This window comes from Arthrobacter rhombi (assembly GCF_039526245.1).
GTDB classification, from domain to species: domain Bacteria; phylum Actinomycetota; class Actinomycetes; order Actinomycetales; family Micrococcaceae; genus Arthrobacter_H; species Arthrobacter_H rhombi.
Window position 1 is genome coordinate 94,597 of record NZ_BAAAIV010000001.1, and the last position, 20,165, is coordinate 114,761.

Consider the following 20,165-nt stretch of genomic DNA (forward strand, 5'->3'; position numbering starts at 1 on the left):
ACCGCGCCGCCGCCCGACGTGGTTCACTGGCAGCAGGGAAAATGTGTGGGAAGGGGCCGGGACATGGGAACCGGGAACGAAGCCGCCGGGCGCGGGGCGAACCTGTTGGAATTGCGCATCCACGGGGTCCTGAACACGCCCGCCTACGAGATGCTGGACACCACGGCCGGACAGGTCCGGATGGTCCGCGGGGACCAGTTGGCCGGGTTTTCCACCTACCGGCTGCCCCTTCCTGCCACCGCACCGACCGACCGCCGGGTGGAGGCCTACGCCTGGGGGCGACTGGCACGGTACACCGGACTTCCGGCACTGGGCAGGATCGGCGACGCGCTCATCAAGGTCCTCTGGTTCGCGTTGGCGCCCTACGGGCTAGCCAACACCGCCTACTGGTCCCGCTCCCAGATCGGCACCGGCTCCTCCGCCCCCGATGACACCATGCGGGGGCAGCACCAGTGGATCGCCCACACCATCAGCACCGGACGCGGTGCGGGAACCTTGAGGATGTATGGGCTGCTGCTGAGCCTGCTGTTCGTCACGACGGCGGCCACCGTCGCCCTGGACATGATGGCCCGGCAATGTTTCGGTACCGGCCCGGTCGGCGAGTCCGCCGCCGTGGCATCCACCTGTCCGGGCGCCCGTGCAGTGCTGGCCCCGCTCGCCGGGTGGGGACCCGGGGCCCGCGACGCCCTGCTGCTGGCCCTGCCGTTGGTGGCGCTCGCCGTGGTGGTGGTCCTGCCGATGCTCGGACGAACCCGCTACCTCACCGGGCCCTCCCGGCCGGGGCGCGTTCCCCCGGATTCGGCCTCCGCGGTCAGCGAGGGCGCGCCGCTGCTGGCCCAACGCGACATCTGGCTGGTCGGCTCCGGCATGGGCCGGCTGCGGCGGATCCACTCCGGTGCAGCGCTGGCCTGGTTGGCCGCCATTGTCGCCTTCGACCACGCCGACGCAGCAGCGGGCGCCGGGTCCGGATTCGCCGTCACCTGGCCGATCGCCACCGTCCTGGCGGTGCTGCTCACCCTGGGTGGGGTTCTCTGGATCACCCAACCGCAGGCCCAGGTGGCGGGGGACCGGCCCCGGCAGCATGTCGCCTACCTGGTGGCCGGCGCGGTGCTCCTGGTCGCGGTGATGGTCCTGGGCGTGGCCGACCCGTCGGGTGCCCGGGGCTCACGTTCCGGAGCGCTGGCCGCCACCGTGCTGGTGCTCGCCATCGCGTTGACCCTGGCGGCGGTGCTGATCCAGGCCGAAGCCGTGGCCCGCCGGGCCGATGTCCAAGAGGCGCCGGGGGAGCCGCGGACCGCCCGCGAGACCTTGGGGTGGAAGGGCCGCGGGCCGTTCGTAGTCGGTTCGCTGGCCGCCGGCTTTGCCCTCCTGCTCTCCTTCGCCGTCGTGCTGGGGGCCGGCTGGGTCCTGGGCGGACCGAAGCCGCCACTGGTCTACGTCCTGCAGGGGGCAGGTTTCCTGGTGCTGCTCGTGGTCGCCATCTCGTGGCTGGCCCTGCGGCAGGCCGGAGTGCATCGCCGCGGCCGTGCTCTGCGGGCCGGAGAAGTGGCGGCCATCCGCGAGCGCCTGGTGGCACGGGCCGGGCACTGGACCACTGCCCCGATGACGACGCACGCCGCGGAGGCAGTCCACCGGGCCCGCCGGCAGGCAGCACTGTTGCGGCGCATGGAGATCTTCGTCGGGTGGATCGGCTGGGCAGTGTTCGTGGGCATCTGCGTTGGCTGGTGCGCCCTGGTGTTCATGCCCCAGGACACGCCCACCGATGCCGCAGGAGCCTGGACGGTGGTGCGGGTCCTGGGAGATGCCGGGCTCTGGGCCGGGATGATCGCCGTCGTGCTCCTGTACCTGGTCTCCCGCCGGTCCGATGCCCGGCCACTGGGACTGTTGTGGGACCTCATGTGTTTCCTGCCCACCCAGGGGCACCCGTTTGGCCCGTCCTGCTATGCCGAGCGCGTGGTGCCCGAACTCGCGGACCGGATCGTTGACTGGTTCGCGGCAGGGGAGGCGCCGGAGCCTCCGGCCGAGGAGAACGGGCGGGGGCTGGTGATCTCGGCGCATTCGATGGGGATCGTGCTGGCCGTGGGGGCCCTGTTCCAACTCGGTGCACGGGGCCTGGCGGATACCGACCGGCAACGCATCGGGCTGCTGAGCTATGGATGCCAGCTGCGCCGCTACTTCTCCCGCTTCTTCCCGGGCGTCTGCGGCCCGGACGTGCTCTCCCTGGTTCCGTCGGGCCCGCCGTCACCCACCGCCCATGATCCCTGGCCGCCCACGATGGACGGGGAACTTGCGCAGGAGCTGGACCTGGAACGGGAGCAGGGTGGGCCCGGGCAGGCAGGGAGTGCCGCCGTCGTGCTCCCCGGCTCACTGGGCAGTGTGTTGGGGGACCGGTGGCTCAATCTGTACCGGGTCACCGACCCGTTGGGATTCCCGGTGCGCTATGTCGGAGGTGCGGCTGGGATGGACCGTGCCGCGGCGCCCTACCGTGAGCAGGCCTACCAATTCCTGCCGGCCACGCACGGCAGCTACCTGGAATCGACGGCGTATGCGCGGGCCTTCACCGACCTGCGCGAACGGCTGGGATCCTCGGGCGACGCGAGGGCCCGTGATTAAAAGGCAGTGGGAGGCGGCCGGTCACCGGCCGCCTCCCACTGCTGAAGCGTGCTCGGCATCGGAGCAATCTTGGGGGGAAAACAGCTCCGATGCCGATATGGCTACTCTACGGTAACGTCCGAGTGCCCGCGATGGGTAGTTCTCCCCATGCCCGGGGTTGGACATGTGTGGCGTCATGATGTATTGGCGAATCCGGCCACATAAACTTTTCGATTCGTCCAATCCGGTCTCCCCTCGGCTCCGAATGACTTCATGACAGCCCACCCGACTCGGGGCGGGACACAGGGCGGCAGGACGCCGCCGGAGCAAGGAGAAAAGCCATGAAGACCATGAACCGCAAATATGTAGCACTGTTCGGACTGCTGGCCGTCGGTTCGCTCAGCCTCAGCGCCTGCGCTGGTGGCAACGACTCCGGCTCGGGTGACTCCTCATCAAAGGCGATGGAGTCCTCCTCTGCAGCACCCATGTCCCAGTCCTCCTCCGGTTCCTCCTCGGCCATGTCCGAGGACATGGACCCGGCAGCCGGACTGGTCGGCCCGGGCTGCGCCGCCTACGCCAAGGCCGTCCCGAAGGGCAAGGGCTCGGTCGCCGGCATGGCGCAGGACCCGGTGGCCGTCGCGGCCTCGAACAACCCGATGCTCAAGACCCTCACGAAGGCCGTCTCCGGTCAGCTCAACAAGAAGGTTGACCTGGTCGATACCCTGAACGGCGACGAGTTCACCGTCTTCGCCCCGGTCGACGACGCGTTCGCCGCGATCCCGAAGAAGGACCTCAACGGCGTCGTCTCGGATGCCGACATGCTCTCCAAGGTCCTGACCTACCACGTGGTCCCCGGCCAGATCGCCCCCGACAAGATCGCCGGAACCCACAAGACGGTTGAAGGCGACACGGTCAAGGTCACCGGCAGCGGCGACAACCTGAAGGTCAACGACGCCTCGGTCATCTGCGGCGGCGTGAAGACCGCCAACGCCACCGTGTACCTGATCGACCAGGTGCTGATGCCGCCGGCAAAGAAGTAACGCAGGATCCACGATGGCCATCGGGCTCCGGGGGTTTCGACCACCGGAGCCTGAGGTCTTGGTCCCGCAAGGGTGTGGAAGCACCCCGCTGGGCTACGGATCGCCGAGGCAAACCGCCGCATCATGTTCTCGTCAGGGAGCACAGCGTGCAAGAATTGCACCCATGAGATTGCCCTGGTCCCGGACAGCGGACGACACCGCTTCCCCCGACCACGAGGAGCTCATCCACCGGGTGGCCTCCGGCGACGAATCCGCCTTCGAAGCGTTGTACGACGACGTCTCAGCGCGGGTCTTCGGACTCATCCGCAGGGTCCTGCGGGACGAGTCGCAATGCGAAGAGGTCCTCCAGGAGGTCTTCGTGGAGGTCTGGCAACAGGCGGCACGGTACGACGCGGATCGCGGGCGGGCCGTTTCCTGGATCATGGTCATGGCCCACCGACGAGCAGTCGACCGGGTCCGGGCCAGCCAGAGCAGCCGGGAGCGGGATCTGCGCCAGGGCGTGAAGGAGTTCGAGGAAAGCTATGACGATGTCCAGGACACCGTCGAAGCCCACCTCGAAGGCGAGCGGGTGCAGGTGGCGCTGAAGAACCTGTCGGAGGCGCAGCGCAAGGCCATCGAACTCGCCTACTACGGCGGTTACACCCACCAGGAGGTTGCCACCCTCCTCGAGGTTCCCGTGGGGACGGTCAAGACGCGAATACGCGATGGCATGATCAAACTCAGAGACCAGTTAGGAGTGGCGTGATGGACCGGCAACTGCACCTGCTCACTGGTGCCTACGCGCTCAACGCCCTGGACGCGGCCGAGCGTGAGGAATTCGAGAACGCGGTCGTCGGCTCCGACGACGCGCTCCACGAGGTCCGGTCGCTCAGCGAGACCGCTGCGCTGCTGGCCGCGGACACCACTCCCGTGGAACCCCCAGCCCGCGTGAAGGCCAACATCATGGCCGCCATCCGGCACACCCCGCAGCTGCCCGCCGTCGACCGGGCCACCGACGCCGCAACGCCCGCCGAGGTCGCACCCCCCGCCGACGTTGCTGCCCCCACCAGCACCCAGGGTGCGCCGGTGACCGAACCCGGAGCCGGCGTCCTGGACCTGGACCGGGCGCGTTCACGGCGTGCCGACCGTTCCGCACGCATGCCGCGCTCGACCAAGTTCATGGCCGCTGCAGCCGCTGCCTGCCTGTTGGCCGCCGGCGGGCTGACCGGTGTCGTGGTCAACCAGAACCAGCAGCAGGACCAGCTCAAGGACCAGCTCGCTGCCCTGGACGCGCATCAGGAACAGATGCAACAGCTCACCGCCGCGTCCGACATGAAGACCGCGACCCAGCGGATGGACGACGGCGCCGAGGTCACGATCGCGTATTCGGCATCTGCCGGCCTGGCCGCCCTGACGCCCCGCGACATGCCCTCCCCTCCAGCGGGCAAGGGGTATGAGCTCTGGCTCATCGGTGACCAGGGAGCCACGCCCATGGGCATGCTCGACGGCTCGGGGACCACCCTGATCGAGGGATCGATGAAATCCGCCACGCACCTGGGGATCACCGTGGAACCGGCCGAGGGGTCGGAACAGCCCACCACCGACCCGATCCTGCTGCAGCAACTCTAGGGTCGCAGCGAGGCCTCTGCTGCCCACTGGACGGAACCGGCAACAAAAAGCCACCACGTCCAATCCGCGGTAGACCCGGCTCCGAAGTACAGGTGACATACGCCCCGGGGCACATCCGGGGCGGCGCACCCGAGGAGTAATTACATGGCCACCACCCACGCCACCACCACCGGCAGAACCCACGTCCAACTGGCCGCCCTCGTCGTCGGAGCAGCCTTCCTGCTGGTCGGCGTACTCGGCTTCGTTCCGGGCATCACCAGCAACATCGGTGAACTGACCTTCGCCGGACACCAATCCGGGGCCATGCTCCTGGGCTTGTTCCAGGTGTCGATCCTGCACAACATCGTCCACCTGTTGTTCGGCGTCGCCGGACTGACCCTCGCCCGCGGCCCCCTGTCGGCCAGGCGCTTCCTGATCATCGGCGGCATCGTCTACCTGGTGCTGTGGATCTACGGCCTGTTGGTCGGCCACGGGACGCCGGCGAACTTTGTTCCGCTGAACGACGCCGACAACTGGCTCCACCTCGTCCTCGGCGCAGCAATGGTCGCCCTGGGCGGCATCCTGGGCCGTCAGAAGGCCTGACCCCCAGCCCCCAGGCCACCTCGTGCCGCCGCTCGGGCGACGAGGTGGCCTGCACGGGCCATCATAGAAGCAGGCCATCGCCGCAGCGCGGACACGGCCACCACAGACCGAGGAAGGTCAACCATGGACACGAACACCACACCCCGGGGACGCACGGCACGTCCGGGCCACATCCGGCACCAGCCGAGATGGTGGCGCTTCGCCCTCGCCGGGCTGGTGTCCGCGGCGCTGCTGTTCGGTGTCGCCGAACTCGTCGCGGCCTTCTTCGCCACGACGTCATCGCCGTTGGTCGCGCTGGGCCAGACCTTCATCGACATCACCCCGCCCTGGCTGAAAGACTTCGCCATTGGGCTCTTCGGCACCAAAGACAAGCTGGCCTTGTTCGTCTCCATGGGAGTCGTTGCCGCGCTGGTCGCGGCGGGCACCGGACTGTTGGCCCGCACCCGCCCCGCGGCGGCCACCGGTGTGATCGTTGCCCTGGGTGTGGGCATGTCGGCCAGCGTCTTGTCCCGGCCGGCCGCCGGGGTCCTGGACGTCGTCCCGACCGTGGTCGGCACCATCGCCGGCATCATCGTCCTGCGGTACCTGGTGTCCCTCGCAGCCACCGCGAGTGCAACTCCCGTGACGTCCAACGGTGCGCAGAACGCCAGCTCCGATCGCGGGACCCCTGCGACCACCAATCCGACGCCGTCATCGCGTCGCGTTTTCCTGCTCGGCTCGGCCATCAGCGCCGTGGGCGCTGCTGCCTTGTTGACCGGCGGGCGGGCACTGTCAGCCGTCCGCAATACCGCCGAAACGACCCGGGAGGCCCTGAAGTTGCCGCGCCCGGTGAAGAACGCCATGACGTTGCCGAAGGGAGTCGGCTCGGAGGTGAAGGGCATGCCGGCCTTCGTCACCCCGAATGCCCAGTTCTACCGGATCGATACCGCCCTGACCGTCCCGCGCGTGGACCCGGCGAGCTGGAGCCTGCGCGTCCATGGCATGGTCGAGGAGGAATTCACCATCGGCTTCGATGAGCTGCTGGGCATGGACCTCGAGGAAATGTGGCTGACCCTCACCTGCGTCTCCAACCCGGTGGGTGGGGACCTGGTCGGCAACGCCAAATGGCTGGGTTACCCGCTGCGCAAGGTCCTGGAACGGGCCCGGCCCCAAGCCGGGGCCGACATGGTGCTCTCCACCAGCATCGACGGATTCAGTGCCTCCACCCCCCTGGAAGTGTTGACCGATGACCGCAACGCCCTGCTCGCTGTCGGCATGAACGGTGATCCGCTGCCCCTCGAACACGGATTTCCCGTCCGCATGGTCGTGCCCGGACTCTACGGCTACGTCTCGGCCACCAAATGGGTCGTCGACCTGGAAGTGACGCGATTCGCCGACAAGGCAGGCTACTGGACCACGCGTGGCTGGTCGGACCACGGCCCCATCAAGCTCTCATCCCGCGTCGACGTCCCGCGCTCGTTCGCGACGGTCTCCCCGGGAACCGTGATGTTGGGCGGTACCGCCTGGGCCCAGACCACGGGCATCAAGGCGGTGGAGGTCAAGATCGACGACGGCGATTGGCAGAGTGCCGAACTGGCCGCCGAGGCCACCGTCGACACCTGGCGCCAGTGGTCCTACGCCTGGAAGGACGCCAAGGCCGGAACCCATTCGGTCATGGTTCGTGCCATCGATGCCCACGGCACCGTCCAGACTGCCGAGCGGGCCGACCCGGTGCCCAATGGCGCCAGCGGACTGCAGCGGGTTCAGTTCACGGTGGGCTGAGGATAAGGCAATCAGGCTCCGACGACGCGGGGCATTGACCTGGGGCATGTGGTGCATAGGCTGGAAGGACCGGCTGCCGAAAGGAGCACCAGATGGCTGACAGGATCAAGGATGAGCATCTCTACGAGGAACTGCGCGACGAGGGCAATTCGAAGCAGAAGGCCGCGCGCATAGCCAATGCAGCTGCACGCGACGGCCGCGATGAGGTCGGAGAGCGCGGTGGCGAGTCAGGCAGTTATGAGGACTGGACGCTCGACCAGTTGAAATCGCGCGCCCGGGAGATCGGATTGTCGGGCTACTCGGGCCAAAACAAGGATCAGTTGATCAAATCTCTGAGAAATTCCTGAAGTTTCCGTATGGAGAGGTGGGAGACGCTATGTCAGACAAGAGAAGTTCCCCCTGGCCGCGAGGCAAGGAACCCTCCGGCATGAAACTGGCGATCGCCGGCGTGATCGTCGTCGTGGTGTTTGGCGCATACCTCATGATCCAGGCCCTCAACGGCGCATCCATGGCGAGCCCGGTGTGGCTTGGCGTCATTCTGGGGCTCATCATGGTGGTCTACGGCATCTATCGACGACTACGCGGTCCAGGAGCACTTGATTTCCCTGAGGAAGGTGGCACGAATGTCAGATCACGAAAAGATTGAACCAGGAAACGGCGGGAACGGTCCGGCCCGGGACCAGGCGGTATCTTCGGATCCGTCATCGCTCGGCGCCGATCGGCGGGGGAGCGACGATGCGGAGCACCGCAGCGTCGGCGGGTCCGCCGAGGGGGAACTTGTCGATGTCCCCGGTGAAGACGACGAGACGATCCGCACCCTCGAGTACCGGCAGGTCCCCGACGGCAGCGGCAACGATGCCGACGACCCGGATCGGCGTCCCGACGATGACGAGGACCGGTACGACGCCGGCTGACCGGTCCCGGTAGCGCGCAGCCCGCCGCCCCCTCCGTGAGATGGGGCGGCGGGTTTTTGCGTGGTGTCCCAGCGGACGACACGCGCCACAGGATTCACATGTGGCGCAAAGCACATTCAGGGCATAGTCTCAGGTCCAGGGCCCTGCCGGACTGGTTTGGTACGGGCACCGCCGACATTGACGGGGAGGCTCTTGCTGATGCACGGACAATCGAGACGCGCCGGGTTCCGGCGTCGAGCACGGTGGGCTGGTGTCGCTGCCGCGGCGTCGGCCCTGCTGCTCTCCGGATGCGGGCCGGCGGATTCAACGCCGGTGCTGACCTGGTACATCAACCCCGACGACGGTGGCCAGGCGGCGATCGCGAAGAAGTGCACAGCCGCTGCGGATGGCAAGTACCGCATCGAGACCACGCTGCTGCCCTCCGATGCCGCAGCACAGCGCGAGCAGCTCGCCCGGCGACTGGCCGCCAGCGACACCTCGATGGACATCATGAGCCTGGATCCGCCGTTCATCCCGGAACTCGCCGAACCCGGTTTCCTGGCCCCCGTGCCCGAAGACACCGCGAAGAAGACGACCCAGCACACCCTCGACGGTGCCCTGGTCGGCGCGAAGTGGAAGGACACCCTGGTCACCGTCCCGTTCTGGGCCAACACCCAGATCCTCTGGTACCGCAAATCGGCGGCCAAGGCAGCAGGCCTGGACATGTCCAAGCCAGTCACCTGGGACCAGCTCATCAAGGCGGCCCAGGACGATAAGAAGTACCTGGGCGTGCAGGGCGCACTGGCGGAATCCATGACGGTATGGGTCAACGCCCTGGTTGAATCCGGGGGCGGCCACATCGTGGAGAACCCCGAGGCTTCCGCCGACGACGTCCAGCTCGGTCTCGAAACCGCAGCCGGGAAGAAGGCAGCGGAAATCGTCTCGACCATCGGCAAGAAGGGCCTGGGCGGACCCGGCCTGCCCACCCAGGCAGAAAACGAAGCGATGCTCCAGTTCCAGGGGGACAAGGGCTCGTTCATGGTCAACTGGCCGTTCGTCTGGCCGGCCACCAACGCCAGCGTGAAGGCGGGCAGCCTGGAGAAGTCGCTGATCACGGACATCGGCTGGGCGCTGTACCCGCAAACAGAGGCCGGCAAGGAATCCCGCCCGCCACTGGGCGGGATCAACCTCGGGGTCGGTGCGGCCAGCAAGCACGTGGGCCTGGCCTACGACGCCATCGAGTGCATCGTGACCCCGGAAAACCAGGTCGAGTACTTCGTGACCAACGGCAACCCGCCGTCGGACTCCACCGCCTATGACGATCCGTCCATCAAGGAGAAATTCCCGATGGCCGACACCATCCGCCAGTCGCTGCGCCAGTCCGCGCCACGGCCGCAGACGCCGTACTACAACGAGGTCTCCACCGGGATCCAGCAGAACTGGGCACCGCCGTCGGGCGTGGACCCGGAGACGACGCCGAAGACGACCACCGACTTCATCACCGAGGTCCTGCGAGGGGAGAGGCTGCTATGAGGCGCATCAGCAACGCCGTGCCGGTCCGGGCGGGGGAGGTGCGGGCATGAGCACCACCGTGCAGAACCGCACCGGAAAGCGCCGCGCCAGCACCGGCGTCGTGCTCTCCGAAAGGCGTCGGGCCGAACGCCGGCTGGGCTGGATGCTGGCGGGACCCGCCTTCGTGGTCATGCTGCTGGTCACCCTGTATCCGATCCTGCAGGCCATCTGGGATTCCCTGTTCAACTTCCGGCTCACCGCCCCCGGGGACAAGGCCTTCATCGGGCTGAAGAACTACGGGGTGATCCTCTCCGATTCGCTGTTCTGGCGCGACCTCGGCGTCACCTCGCTGATCACGGTCATCACCGTGGTGGTCGAGCTCATCCTCGGCTTCGCGCTGGCGCTGGTGATGCACAAGGCGCTGAAATCGCTGCGCGGGTTCGTGCGCACCGCGATCCTGGTGCCCTACGGAATCATCACCGTGGTCTCCGCGTTCGCCTGGTTCTACGCCTTCGACATCAACTCCGGGTTCGTCAACAACTGGTTCGACTGGGTGCCGGGGATCGGCTCGGACCTGAACTGGTTCGCCGACACGTGGACCGCGCTATCCGTGATCATGGCCTCGGAGATCTGGAAGACCACCCCGTTCATCTCACTGCTGCTGCTCGCCGGGCTGGCCCAGGTCCCCGATGAGCTCACCGAGGCCGCCGAAGTCGACGGGGCCACCTGGTGGCAGCGCATGCAGCGGGTGATCCTGCCGAACATGAAGGCAGCGATCATGGTCGCCGTGCTGTTCCGGGCCCTGGACGCGTTCCGCATCTTCGACAACGTGTTCATCATGACCAACGGCGCCTACGGCACCGAGGTGCTGTCGCTGCTGGCCTACCGGACATCGATCGGCCGGCTGGAGATCGGGCTCGGCTCGGCGGTATCGGTGCTGCTGTTCATCTGCGTGTTGCTCATCTGTTTCGTGGCGATCAAGTTGTTCAAGGTCGACCTCGCCGGCGCCCAGGGAGGCAAGTGATGAAAACGACCACCGTCAAGTCGCGGATCATCTGGATCATCATCACCGTCGTCGTCGCCGTGTACGCACTGTTCCCGGTGTTCTCGATCCTGGCGACCTCGTTCAAACAGCCCAGCGACCTGTCCAACGGCAAGTTGCTGCCCACCACCTGGTCGGGCGTGAACTACGAGCAGATCCTCGTCGGCGACGCCCAGGAGCTGTTCCTGACCTCGCTGCGCAACTCCATCGGCATCACGCTCATCGCCACGGCCATCGCCGTCGTGTTGGCCACGCTCTGCGCCTATGCGATCGCCCGGCTGGACTTCCCGGGCAAGAAGCTGGTGTTGACCACCGCGCTGGCCGTGTCCATCTTCCCGGTGATCTCCATCGTCACCCCGTTGTTCAACGTGTGGCGGACCATCGGGCTCTACGACACCTGGCTGGGCCTGATCATCCCGTACCTGTCCTTGACGCTGCCGATCTCCATCTGGACGCTGGCTGCCTTCTTCCGGCAGATCCCGTGGGAGCTCGAGCAGGCGGCACAGGTCGATGGGGCCACCGCCTGGCAGGCGTTCCGCAAGGCCATCGTGCCGCTGGCCGCGCCCGGGGTGTTCACCACCGCGATCATCGCGTTCTTCATCGCCTGGAACGACTTCGTCTACGGCATCTCGCTGACCTCCACCGAGGCGGCCCGGCCCGTGCCGGCCGCCCTGGCGTTCTTCACCGGCGCCTCCCAATTCGAATCACCCACCGGCGCGATTTCCGCAGCCGCAATCATCGTCACCATCCCGGTGGTGCTCCTGGTGCTGGGCTTCCAGCGCCAGATCGTCTCCGGGCTGACCCAGGGCGCCGTCAAGGGCTGAGGCCCTGACCCGAGAAAGCAGAGGACATCCCATGGCATCGATTTCGCTGAAGAACCTGGTCAAGAAGTACGACGACGGGTTCCCGGCCGTGAACGACGTCTCCATCGACATCGCCGATGGTGAGTTCGTGATCCTCGTCGGGCCTTCCGGCTGCGGCAAGTCCACGTTGCTGCGCATGATCGTCGGTCTCGAGGACATCACCAGCGGTGACCTGTACATCGACGACCGCCGGGTCAACGACAAGGCCCCCAGGGACCGGAACCTGGCCATGGTCTTCCAGAACTATGCGCTCTACCCGCACCTGACCGTGTTCGAGAACATCGCGTTCCCGCTCCGGCTGGCCAAGGGCAAGTTCAGCGAGGACGACGTCCAGGAGCGCGTGCGCACTGCTGCGAAGACTCTGGAACTGACGGACCACCTGGACCGCAAGCCCGGCAACCTCTCAGGTGGCCAGCGTCAACGGGTGGCGATGGGCCGGGCCATCGTGCGCCAGGCCGATGCATTCCTCTTCGACGAGCCGCTGTCCAACCTGGATGCCAAGCTGCGCGGCCAGATGCGCGCGGAGATCTCCCAGATGCAGCGTCGGCTGGGCACCACCAGTGTCTACGTCACCCACGACCAGACCGAGGCGATGACCCTGGGCGACCGGGTGGCGGTGCTCAAGAAGGGCGAACTGCAGCAGATCGCCTCACCGCGTGAACTGTACGAGCAGCCGGTGAACCTCTTCGTCGCCGGGTTCATCGGCAGCCCGTCGATGAACTTCCTGCCCGCCACCGCCGAAGGCAACATCCTCAAGACACCCATCGGCAACATCGAGGTTCCCGAGGCGCTGGCCGCCCAGGCCGCCGGCAAGGACGTGGTGCTGCTGGGGATCCGACCGGAGTACTTCGAGGACGCGACCCTGGTGGAGGAATCGAAGTTGGCCCACGGCACGGTGTTCACCGCCGAACCCAGCCACACCGAATGGCTGGGCAACGAGCAGTACGGCTACATCCACTTCGAGCCCTCACCCGAGGTCAAGGACCTGCTCGATGGTCTGGCCCGGGACCTGGACGCCGACGAACTGCGCCCGCAGGTCGTGGTCACCCTCGATGCGGCCAGCAAGATCCGCGGCGGACGGCCCGCCGAACTGTGGCTGGACACCCGCCGGTTGCACGTTTTCGACCCCGCAACCGGGGAAAACCTCACCCGCGATGCCGCTGCGGGTGCGGCCCTGACCGAGGAAGCCAGCCGGGAACGTGCCGAGGAGATCGAGCGGGCCGGACGCGAGGCAGCACAGACCGGCTAGGCCGGCGGGTACCGCATGTCCCCTGGGGGGCGAAGGTCCCTTGTTTCCGCTGCGGGTCGGGCCTACGGTGGAAGGACCCATTCGGCTCGTCCGGGGCCGAATCGGCTTTCGAAGGAGAGGGTCATGGGTTACGGAAACGCAATTCCCACAGGCAGCCACCCACGGGGCGGATTCCCGCATGGTTCGCGGATCCAAGGCGGCGCCATGGCCACCGGAGGGCTGCTGGTCCTCGTGGCCTGCGCCTTCCTCAACGCGGCGGTACTGGGCAGCGGCGATACCTCTGGATCGCTCTGGTTTGGCGTCCTGATCGGCTTGTACATGCTGGCCTACGGCATCGTGAAGCGATTGAGCCTGACCTTCCTGCCCCGGCCCGAAACCGGCGCCGGCACCTCGCGTGCACATCACCCGGCGGACTAGCGATACCGTGCGGGAATAGATCGACGGTCCCCGAGGTTTTATATGCAAACGCATTGAACCAATCGGGAGGAAGCCTTCATGGCCACTGAAATCGTCGTCATCTCCGGGGGACTCGGAACGCCCTCGACCTCACGCATGCTGGGCGACCAGCTGGGCCAGGCCGCCGTGGCGGCGCTGGCTGCCGATGGGGTCGAGGCCACGGTCTCGATCATCGAGCTCCGAGATGTGGCCGTGGACATCGCCACGACCATGGTCGCGGGGTATGCCCCTCCCCAGCTGGCCGAGGTCATCGCGCAGGTGGAGGGGGCCGACGCGCTGATCGCCGTGAGTCCGGTCTTCACTGCCTCGGTATCGGGGCTGTTCAAATCGTTCCTGGACGTGCTCGATCCCGCCGCCCTGGATGGCAAGCCCGTGATCCTGGCGGCCACCGGCGGATCCGCGCGCCACTCCATGGTGATCGACTACGTGATGCGCCCGATCTTCAGTTACCTGCGGGCCAACGCCCTGCCCACCGCCGTCTTCGCTGCCCCGGAGGACTGGGGTGGGGATACCGGGGGAGGCCAGCTCAACGAGCGCGCCGCCCGCGTCGGCGCCGAACTGTCCCGCGCGTTGGGAGGCGTCCGCGCCTCGGCGCAGCGTCCCGATCCGATGGAGTCGCTGCCCTTCGAGCAGCTGCTGGCCAACATCCAGCCCGGGGCCTGACCGGGCCCGGACGTGCGTGAGGGGCGGACCCATGGGTCCGCCCCCTCACAACTTCTCAACCGCTAACGCCAGGCACGCCCGCTACTCCACAACCCTTCACAGGTGGGAGCCGCGAGCCAATCCAGCGCCGCCGTCGTGCTCTATTTGTTGCCGAAGCCGTCCTTGACGTCCTTCGCAGCGTCCTTGACATGCTCGCCGGCCTGCTTGGTCCCGGCGCTGGCCTGGTCGCCCATGCCCTCGGCCTGGAGGCTCTCGTTGTCCGTGGCCTTGCCGAAGCCTTCCTTGGCCTTGCCGGACAGCTCTTCGGCCTTGTTCGAGATCTTGTCTCCGAGTCCCATGGTGCATTCCTTTCATCGGTACTGCTCAGATGGCGGTTCCGCGGAACCATCGTGCCGGTCCAACGCCGTGTGACCGCGGGGTGGCCTGCACGGTGCTTTCCACGCTAACGCGGTACGGCGCATCCGTCTAGCGGGGTTGGCCCTGCGCGAACATGTGCCGCCGCGGCCGCCAGATGACGCCTGACTATGACCCCCGTCACGCACAAGATCGTATACGATGTGAGGACGAGCGGGGATGCCGCGGCACCAGGTGGACCGGGCGCCGTCGTCCCGCAGGATCAGGAAGGCCCATGTCGACATGCTCAACGACGAGACCATCACCGCCATCGCCGACGAACTGGTGGAGGCCGGCCGCAACCGCATCCCGGTGAAACGGCTGACGGCACGCTACCCGGACATGACCATCGAGGACTCCTACCGGGTGCAGGGTCTGTGGCGCCAGCGCAGCGAGGCCAGCGGGCGGCGGCTGGCCGGACGCAAGATCGGCCTGACCTCCCGTGCCATGCAGGCGGCCACCGGCATCACCGAACCCGACTACGGCATCATCTTCGATGACATGGTGCTGGAGAATGCGGCCACCATCGAGTGGAAGCGCTACACGCACCCGCGCGTCGAGGTGGAACTGGCGTTCGTGCTCAAGGACGACATCACCGGGCCCGGTGCCACCATCTTCGACGTGCTGCGCGCCACCGAATACGTCACCCCCGCCCTGGAGATCCTCGACTCGCGGATCGAGATGGAGGGCCGGACGATCGTGGATACGATCAGCGACAATGCCGCGATGGGCGCCATGGTCATCGGCGGCCGCCCGGTCGCCCCGGACGCGGTGGACCTGCGCTGGGTTTCGGCCATCCTGTACAAGAACCAGGTGGTCGAGGAAACCGGCGTCGCCGCCGGCGTGCTGAACCACCCGGCGTCCGGAGTGCACTGGCTGGCCAACAAGATCGCCCCGCACGGCGACGGGCTCAAGGCCGGGGAGATCATCCTCGCCGGGTCCTTCACCCGTCCGATGTGGGTGAACGAGGGCGACACCGTCTTCGCCGACTATGGGGAACTGGGGACCATCACATGCCATTTCGCGTAAGCCCCGATCCGTCCTTCCGCGACGCCCTCGCCGCTGCCCACCGCCCGCTGGCCGGCATCTGGGTCTGCTCCGCCTCCCCGCTGGTGGCCGAGATCTGCGCCGGCGCCGGCTTCGACTGGCTCTTCATCGACGCCGAACACTCCCCGAACTCCCCGGAATCGGTGCTGGCCCAATTGCAGGCGGTGCGCGGCTACCCGGTGGTGCCCGTCGTCCGCCCCGCGGTGAACGACACGGTGCTCATCAAGCAGTACCTGGACATCGGGGCCCAGACGCTCGTCGTGCCCATGGTCCACACCGTCGCCGACGCCCAGGCTGCCGTGGCCGCCGTGCGGTACCCGCCGCTGGGCGTGCGCGGCGTCGGCTCGGCGCTGGCCCGCTCCGCCCGGTGGAACCGGATCCCCGGCTACCTGGAGCGCGCCTCGTCGACGATCACGCTGATCGTGCAGATCGAATCCGCCGAGGCCGTCGCCAACGCGGCGGACATTGCAGCCGTTGACGGGGTGGACGGGATCTTCATCGGCCCCTCCGACCTGGCCGCCTCGATGGGCGTCATCGGCCAGCAGGACCACCCGGACGTCGTCGCCGGAGTGGAATCGACGATCGCCGCGGTGAAGGCTGCCGGAAAATTCGTCGGCGTCAACGCCTTCGGCGAAGCCGGCGCGCGGCGGTACATGGACGCCGGGGTCGACTTCGTGGGAGTCGGCGCCGACGTGGCGCTGCTGGCCCGGGGGACCGAGGCCCTGGCGGCGCAATTCGTCCCGCAGGACCCGGCGGCGGAATCCGGGGACCCGGCCAGCTACTGACCGGGTGGCTCAGACGGTCCGGCCGCCGAAGTCCTCGGCGATCCGGGCCGCAGTCTCCTGCAGCACCGGGACCAGGTCCGCTTCGACATCGGGGGCCCCGGCGTGGCCGGCCTGGATCGAGACGTTCAGCGCCGCGATGACATCGTCCCCGCGGCGCACCGGGACGGCCAGCCCGCGCAAGCCCACGTCGAGTTCCTGGGAGACCAGCGACCAGCCGCGGGCCCCCACGGACTGGACCTCGGCACGCAGGGCGTCGATGCTGGTGATGGTCTGGGCCGTGTAGCCGACCAGCTCGGCTCCGGCCAGGAAGCGCTCGCGTGCCGCCTCGGGCAGTGCGGAGACCAGCACGCGGCCCATCGAGGTGCCCCACGCCGGCAGCCGGTTGCCCAGGTTCACGGTCACGCTGTGCAGGCGCGGGGCCGCGACGCGGGCAATGTAGATGACGTCCTGGCCATCGAGCGTGGACAGGGTCGCCGTCTCGTCCAACCGGTGCGCCAGCTCGGTCAGATGGGGCCGGGCAATGTCGGGCAGGTTCAGCGAGGACAGGTAGCTGGCCCCCAGATCCAGCACGCGGGGGGTCTGGGTGAAGGTGGTGCCATCGGTGTCCAGGTAGCCCAGGTCGGTGAGCGTGAGCAGGAACCGCCGGGCCGCAGCACGGGACATCGAGGTCGCCGCCGCGGCCTGGGAGACGGTCAGCGTCGGCGATGCCGAGGTGAACGCCAACAGGATCTGCAGCACCTTGTCCGCTGATTTCACGAAGTAGTCGGGCACCGCTTCATCGGTCTCGGCAGTCATGGCATCCTCGCTCATCGTGGTCGGGTGTCAGCCCGCCCGCAACCGGTTGTGCTCGAACTGGGAGGCGAGCCGAACCGGCGCATTGGGCGCACCGTAGCCATCGTACCCATCGAGGCGCTGCACGACCTCCAGGAACAACCGGCCCACCGTCCCGGTATAGAAGTGCAGGAAGGCGCCGTGTTCGTCGCGATCGTAGAGCAGCTGCAGCGAACGCAGCGTCCGGAGCATCCCCGCCTCGAGCCCGAACCGGGCGGCGACGTCGGCGTAGTAGTTCTCCGGGATCGGCAGGAACTCCATGCCAGCATCCTGCGCCCGCCGGGCCACCTCCACGATGTCGGTGGTCGCGAACGCGACGTGCTCGGCATACGGGTGCCGTCCCTGCCCCGGGCCGCCGCCCAGGGCCTGCGGCACCAGGTTCAGCGCCAGCCGGATGGCCCCGTCATCGGAGCGCATGACCTGGCTGCGGACCAGCCCCAGCGGGCTGGGCACCTCGGTGGCCGGACGGGTGGAGAGGCGCAGCGCCGACTCGTAGAACAGCACCGCCTCGTCGAGCGCCTGCCAGGGTTGGGCCAGGTTCACGTGGTCGATCCCGGTCACCAGGCACGACGCCGGTGCCTCCCCGGTGCCCGGGTCCACCGGTGTGCCGAATTCCCCGGCCCAGGTCGGTGTCGCGGTGTCGGCACCGAAGAAGACCTCGCTGCCATCGGGGGCGAAGACCCCGCGCAACACTGCCTCGTCTGCGGTGTTCTGCCGGGGGACCGGTGCCGCGCGCAGGCTGCGGGCCCGTTCGATGCTGGTGTCCGGGTCGGCAACCTGGAACCCCAGGGCGGAGATCGATGCCGCGGCGCCGGCGGCCCGTTGGCCGTTGATGATGATGCGGGCCGCCCCCTGGGTCCACAGCTGGACCGGCTTGCGGCGGTGTTGTCCCACGAAGGTGAAGCCCAGCTGGGCCAGCAGTGCGGCGACGGATTCGGCGTCCTCGGTGTGGATCTCCACGAAGTCCATGCCGGTGGGTGCCGCGGCGCTCGGCAGGGACGCCAGCCGCATCGGGTGACCGGAGGCCTCCTCGCCGAGCAGGGCAGCGGTGCGGTCCTGCAGCCACAGCAGCGAGCGCATCGCGTCGACTGCGGTGCGTTGGACGTTGGACTGGCGGAAGGTGTCATTGAAGATCTCCAGTGACACGGCGCCGTCGTACCCGCTGCGCACCAGGTGGGCCATGAAGCCCGACAGGTCGAATCCGCCCTGTCCGGGGAAGACGCGGTAGTGCCGGCTCCAGGACAGGATGTCCAGTGAGAGCACGGGGGCATCGGCGAGCTGGACGAAGAAGATCCGCTCCGGATCCAGGTCGGCCATGGCCGCCGGGTCATCGGCGCGCGAGAGGATGTGGAAGGAGTCCAGGCAGGTGCCGACCGCCGGATGGTCGGCCAGTTCCACGATCCGGTACGCATGGCGGTACGTGTTCACGTAGCGGCCCCAGGCCAGTGCCTCGTAGGCCAGCCGGATGCTGTGGCGTTGGGCGGCTTCGCCGAGGCGGCGCAGTTGGGTCGCGGCCAGCTCGTCGTCGTCGAGGGTGGCGGTGCCGACGTTGCTGCACACCAGCATCGTGTCGATGCCCAGCCGGTCCATCAGCTCGAACTTGGCCTCGGCACGGCGCAGGTTGTCGGTGAAGGTTGCCTCGTCGACGCCTTCGACGTCGCGGAAGGGCTGGTACAGGTCAAGCGTCAGGTGCAGCCGGTCCGCCAGCGCCCGGATCTCCTCGGGCGACATGGGGCTGACCACCAGATCCTGTTCGAAGATCTCGATCCCGTCGAAACCGGCGCGGGCGCAGGCGAGCATCTTCTCCTCCAGCGTGCCGGAGAGGCAGACCGTGGCGATGGAGGTGCGCATGTCCTAGAGCCCCCGTTCGATCAGGTCCAGGAAGTGGGCGCGCATGGTCCCGGCGTCCGGCTCGATCCCGGTGATATGGGTGAAGGCGCCCACCGCCTGTCCGACGGCCATGTATCCGCCGTCCAGGGTGCGGCAGCCCAGGGCCGCCGCCGTGCGGATCAGCTCGGTGTCGACGGGACGGTAGATGACGTCGGCGACCCAGTGGTCCGGGCGCAGGGCGGAGGTGTCCAGCGGCAGGCCGGGGTGCTGGTGCATGCCGATGGGGGTGGCGTTGACCAGGCCGTCAGCAGCCTCGAGCAGTGCCGGGACCTCGTCGGGTGCATGGGCGGTGACGGAGGCGTCGGGGAAATGCCCGGCCAGGGCGGCGGCCCTTTCGGCGCAGCGGCCGGCATCGGTGTCCACCAGTGCCAGGTGTCCCACTCCGGCGTCGAGCAGGGCGTAGGCGACCGCGGATCCCGCGCCGCCGGCGCCGAGCTGGAGCACGCTGCCCAGTGGCGCCCCGGGCAGGCCGGTGCGCAGGGCGAAACCGAACCCGGAGAAATCGGTGTTCTCACCGTGGAAGCGGCCGTCGCGGATCAGTACCGTGTTGACGGCGCCGAGCCGGCGGGCATGGTCGGAGAGGGTGTCGAGCTCGTCGATGACCACCTGTTTGCAGGGGTGGGTGATGTTGAAGGCGTTGTAGCCCAGGTCCCGGCCGGCGCGCAGCAGGTCGCCGACGGCTGTGGCCTCGCGGCCCAGGGTGAGCAGGTCGATGGGTCGGTACAGGTAGCGCAGTCCGTGGGCGTCCGCGGCTGCCTCGTGCATCGGCGGGCTGAGGGAGGGCTCGACCCCCTCGCCGATCAGGCCAACCAGATAGGACTGTTCAGGGGTGCTCAACGTTCAACCTCGCTCGGGACTGGATCCGCCACCGAAAGGTGACCTGGATCCCATCCTAAACCCGTGTACGGAATACGTACAGTTGTGCGTTTTGCGCACACTTGGGGGTGTGTGGTCAGGG

21 protein-coding genes are annotated in these 20,165 nt (G+C 67.9%); 17 read left to right on the forward strand and 4 right to left on the reverse strand.

Going from position 1 to position 20,165, the window contains the following annotated elements; genetic code table 11:
- The first annotated feature begins 63 nt into the window (after positions 1–63).
- From ABD088_RS00480 to ABD088_RS00550, 15 genes are all read left to right on the forward strand, one after another.
- The gene (locus tag ABD088_RS00480) at positions 64–2,613 is read left to right on the forward strand and encodes a hypothetical protein (RefSeq protein ID WP_343899350.1); all 2,550 of its coding nucleotides are present in this window, start codon (positions 64–66) and stop codon (positions 2,611–2,613) included.
- 320 nt (positions 2,614–2,933) lie between these two features.
- Positions 2,934–3,632 carry a fasciclin domain-containing protein gene (locus ABD088_RS00485; protein ID WP_343899351.1) on the forward strand — a complete coding sequence of 233 codons (699 nt, stop codon included), beginning with the start codon at positions 2,934–2,936 and terminating at the stop codon, positions 3,630–3,632.
- 163 nt (positions 3,633–3,795) lie between these two features.
- Positions 3,796–4,377, forward strand: coding sequence for an ECF RNA polymerase sigma factor SigK (sigK, locus tag ABD088_RS00490; RefSeq protein ID WP_343899353.1), 582 nt, complete (start codon positions 3,796–3,798; stop codon positions 4,375–4,377).
- Complete coding sequence (locus ABD088_RS00495) at positions 4,377–5,240, forward strand: anti-sigma factor (RefSeq protein ID WP_343899355.1); 864 nt, start codon at positions 4,377–4,379, stop codon at positions 5,238–5,240. The genes sigK and ABD088_RS00495 overlap by 1 nt, the downstream gene beginning before the upstream one ends.
- A 144-nt stretch (positions 5,241–5,384) precedes the next feature.
- On the forward strand, positions 5,385–5,822 hold the full coding sequence (locus ABD088_RS00500; protein WP_343899356.1) for a DUF4383 domain-containing protein: 438 nt from the start codon (positions 5,385–5,387) through the stop codon (positions 5,820–5,822).
- A 123-nt stretch (positions 5,823–5,945) separates the two neighbouring features.
- A complete protein-coding gene (locus ABD088_RS00505) occupies positions 5,946–7,583 on the forward strand; it encodes a molybdopterin-dependent oxidoreductase (RefSeq protein WP_343899357.1) in 1,638 nt (545 codons plus the stop codon).
- Positions 7,584–7,675: 92 nt separating this feature from the next.
- Positions 7,676–7,930 carry a DUF7218 family protein gene (locus ABD088_RS00510; protein WP_343899358.1) on the forward strand — a complete coding sequence of 85 codons (255 nt, stop codon included), beginning with the start codon at positions 7,676–7,678 and terminating at the stop codon, positions 7,928–7,930.
- 80 nt (positions 7,931–8,010) lie between these two features.
- Positions 8,011–8,229 carry a hypothetical protein gene (locus tag ABD088_RS00515; RefSeq protein WP_343899359.1) on the forward strand — a complete coding sequence of 73 codons (219 nt, stop codon included), beginning with the start codon at positions 8,011–8,013 and terminating at the stop codon, positions 8,227–8,229.
- Entirely contained in the window at positions 8,207–8,497 is a 291-nt protein-coding gene (locus ABD088_RS00520) for a hypothetical protein (RefSeq protein WP_343899361.1), read from the forward strand. The genes ABD088_RS00515 and ABD088_RS00520 overlap by 23 nt, the downstream gene beginning before the upstream one ends.
- Positions 8,498–8,695: 198 nt before the next feature.
- Positions 8,696–10,009 carry an extracellular solute-binding protein gene (locus ABD088_RS00525; protein ID WP_343899363.1) on the forward strand — a complete coding sequence of 438 codons (1,314 nt, stop codon included), beginning with the start codon at positions 8,696–8,698 and terminating at the stop codon, positions 10,007–10,009.
- 46 nt (positions 10,010–10,055) lie between these two features.
- Positions 10,056–11,012, forward strand: a complete 957-nt coding sequence (locus tag ABD088_RS00530; protein ID WP_343899364.1) for a carbohydrate ABC transporter permease — start codon at positions 10,056–10,058, stop codon at positions 11,010–11,012.
- Complete coding sequence (locus tag ABD088_RS00535; RefSeq protein ID WP_343899365.1) at positions 11,012–11,854, forward strand: carbohydrate ABC transporter permease; 843 nt, start codon at positions 11,012–11,014, stop codon at positions 11,852–11,854. Before ABD088_RS00530 ends, ABD088_RS00535 begins: the two co-directional genes overlap by 1 nt.
- A gap of 31 nt (positions 11,855–11,885) precedes the next feature.
- A complete protein-coding gene (locus ABD088_RS00540; protein ID WP_343899366.1) occupies positions 11,886–13,142 on the forward strand; it encodes an ABC transporter ATP-binding protein in 1,257 nt (418 codons plus the stop codon).
- Positions 13,143–13,346: 204 nt separating this feature from the next.
- Positions 13,347–13,559 (forward strand): hypothetical protein, encoded by a 213-nt coding sequence (locus ABD088_RS00545; protein ID WP_343899367.1) that lies wholly within the window; start codon positions 13,347–13,349, stop codon positions 13,557–13,559.
- Between the two features lie 78 nt (positions 13,560–13,637).
- Positions 13,638–14,261 (forward strand): FMN reductase, encoded by a 624-nt coding sequence (locus tag ABD088_RS00550; RefSeq protein ID WP_343899368.1) that lies wholly within the window; start codon positions 13,638–13,640, stop codon positions 14,259–14,261.
- A 140-nt stretch (positions 14,262–14,401) separates the two neighbouring features.
- Here the strand turns inward: ABD088_RS00550 and ABD088_RS00555 are convergent, their stop codons facing one another.
- On the reverse strand, positions 14,402–14,599 hold the full coding sequence (locus ABD088_RS00555; RefSeq protein WP_343899369.1) for a CsbD family protein: 198 nt from the start codon (positions 14,597–14,599) through the stop codon (positions 14,402–14,404).
- 298 nt (positions 14,600–14,897) lie between these two features.
- Between ABD088_RS00555 and hpaH the strand changes: the two genes are divergently transcribed.
- Together hpaH and ABD088_RS00565 are read left to right on the forward strand one after the other, a co-directional pair.
- Complete coding sequence (gene hpaH / locus ABD088_RS00560) at positions 14,898–15,683, forward strand: 2-oxo-hept-4-ene-1,7-dioate hydratase (protein ID WP_343899469.1); 786 nt, start codon at positions 14,898–14,900, stop codon at positions 15,681–15,683.
- Positions 15,668–16,486 (forward strand): aldolase/citrate lyase family protein, encoded by an 819-nt coding sequence (locus ABD088_RS00565; RefSeq protein ID WP_343899370.1) that lies wholly within the window; start codon positions 15,668–15,670, stop codon positions 16,484–16,486. Before hpaH ends, ABD088_RS00565 begins: the two co-directional genes overlap by 16 nt.
- A gap of 9 nt (positions 16,487–16,495) precedes the next feature.
- Here ABD088_RS00565 and ABD088_RS00570 read toward each other — a convergent pair whose 3' ends face one another.
- Genes ABD088_RS00570 through ABD088_RS00580 form a run of 3 tightly spaced genes read right to left on the reverse strand, consistent with a single transcriptional unit; the run spans position 16,496 to position 20,044 of the window.
- Positions 16,496–17,281 carry an IclR family transcriptional regulator domain-containing protein gene (locus ABD088_RS00570; protein ID WP_343899371.1) on the reverse strand — a complete coding sequence of 262 codons (786 nt, stop codon included), beginning with the start codon at positions 17,279–17,281 and terminating at the stop codon, positions 16,496–16,498.
- Between the two features lie 27 nt (positions 17,282–17,308).
- Complete coding sequence (locus ABD088_RS00575) at positions 17,309–19,168, reverse strand: bifunctional sugar phosphate isomerase/epimerase/4-hydroxyphenylpyruvate dioxygenase family protein (RefSeq protein WP_343899372.1); 1,860 nt, start codon at positions 19,166–19,168, stop codon at positions 17,309–17,311.
- A 3-nt stretch (positions 19,169–19,171) separates the two neighbouring features.
- Positions 19,172–20,044 carry a shikimate dehydrogenase gene (locus ABD088_RS00580; RefSeq protein WP_343899374.1) on the reverse strand — a complete coding sequence of 291 codons (873 nt, stop codon included), beginning with the start codon at positions 20,042–20,044 and terminating at the stop codon, positions 19,172–19,174.
- Positions 20,045–20,165 lie beyond the last annotated feature (121 nt).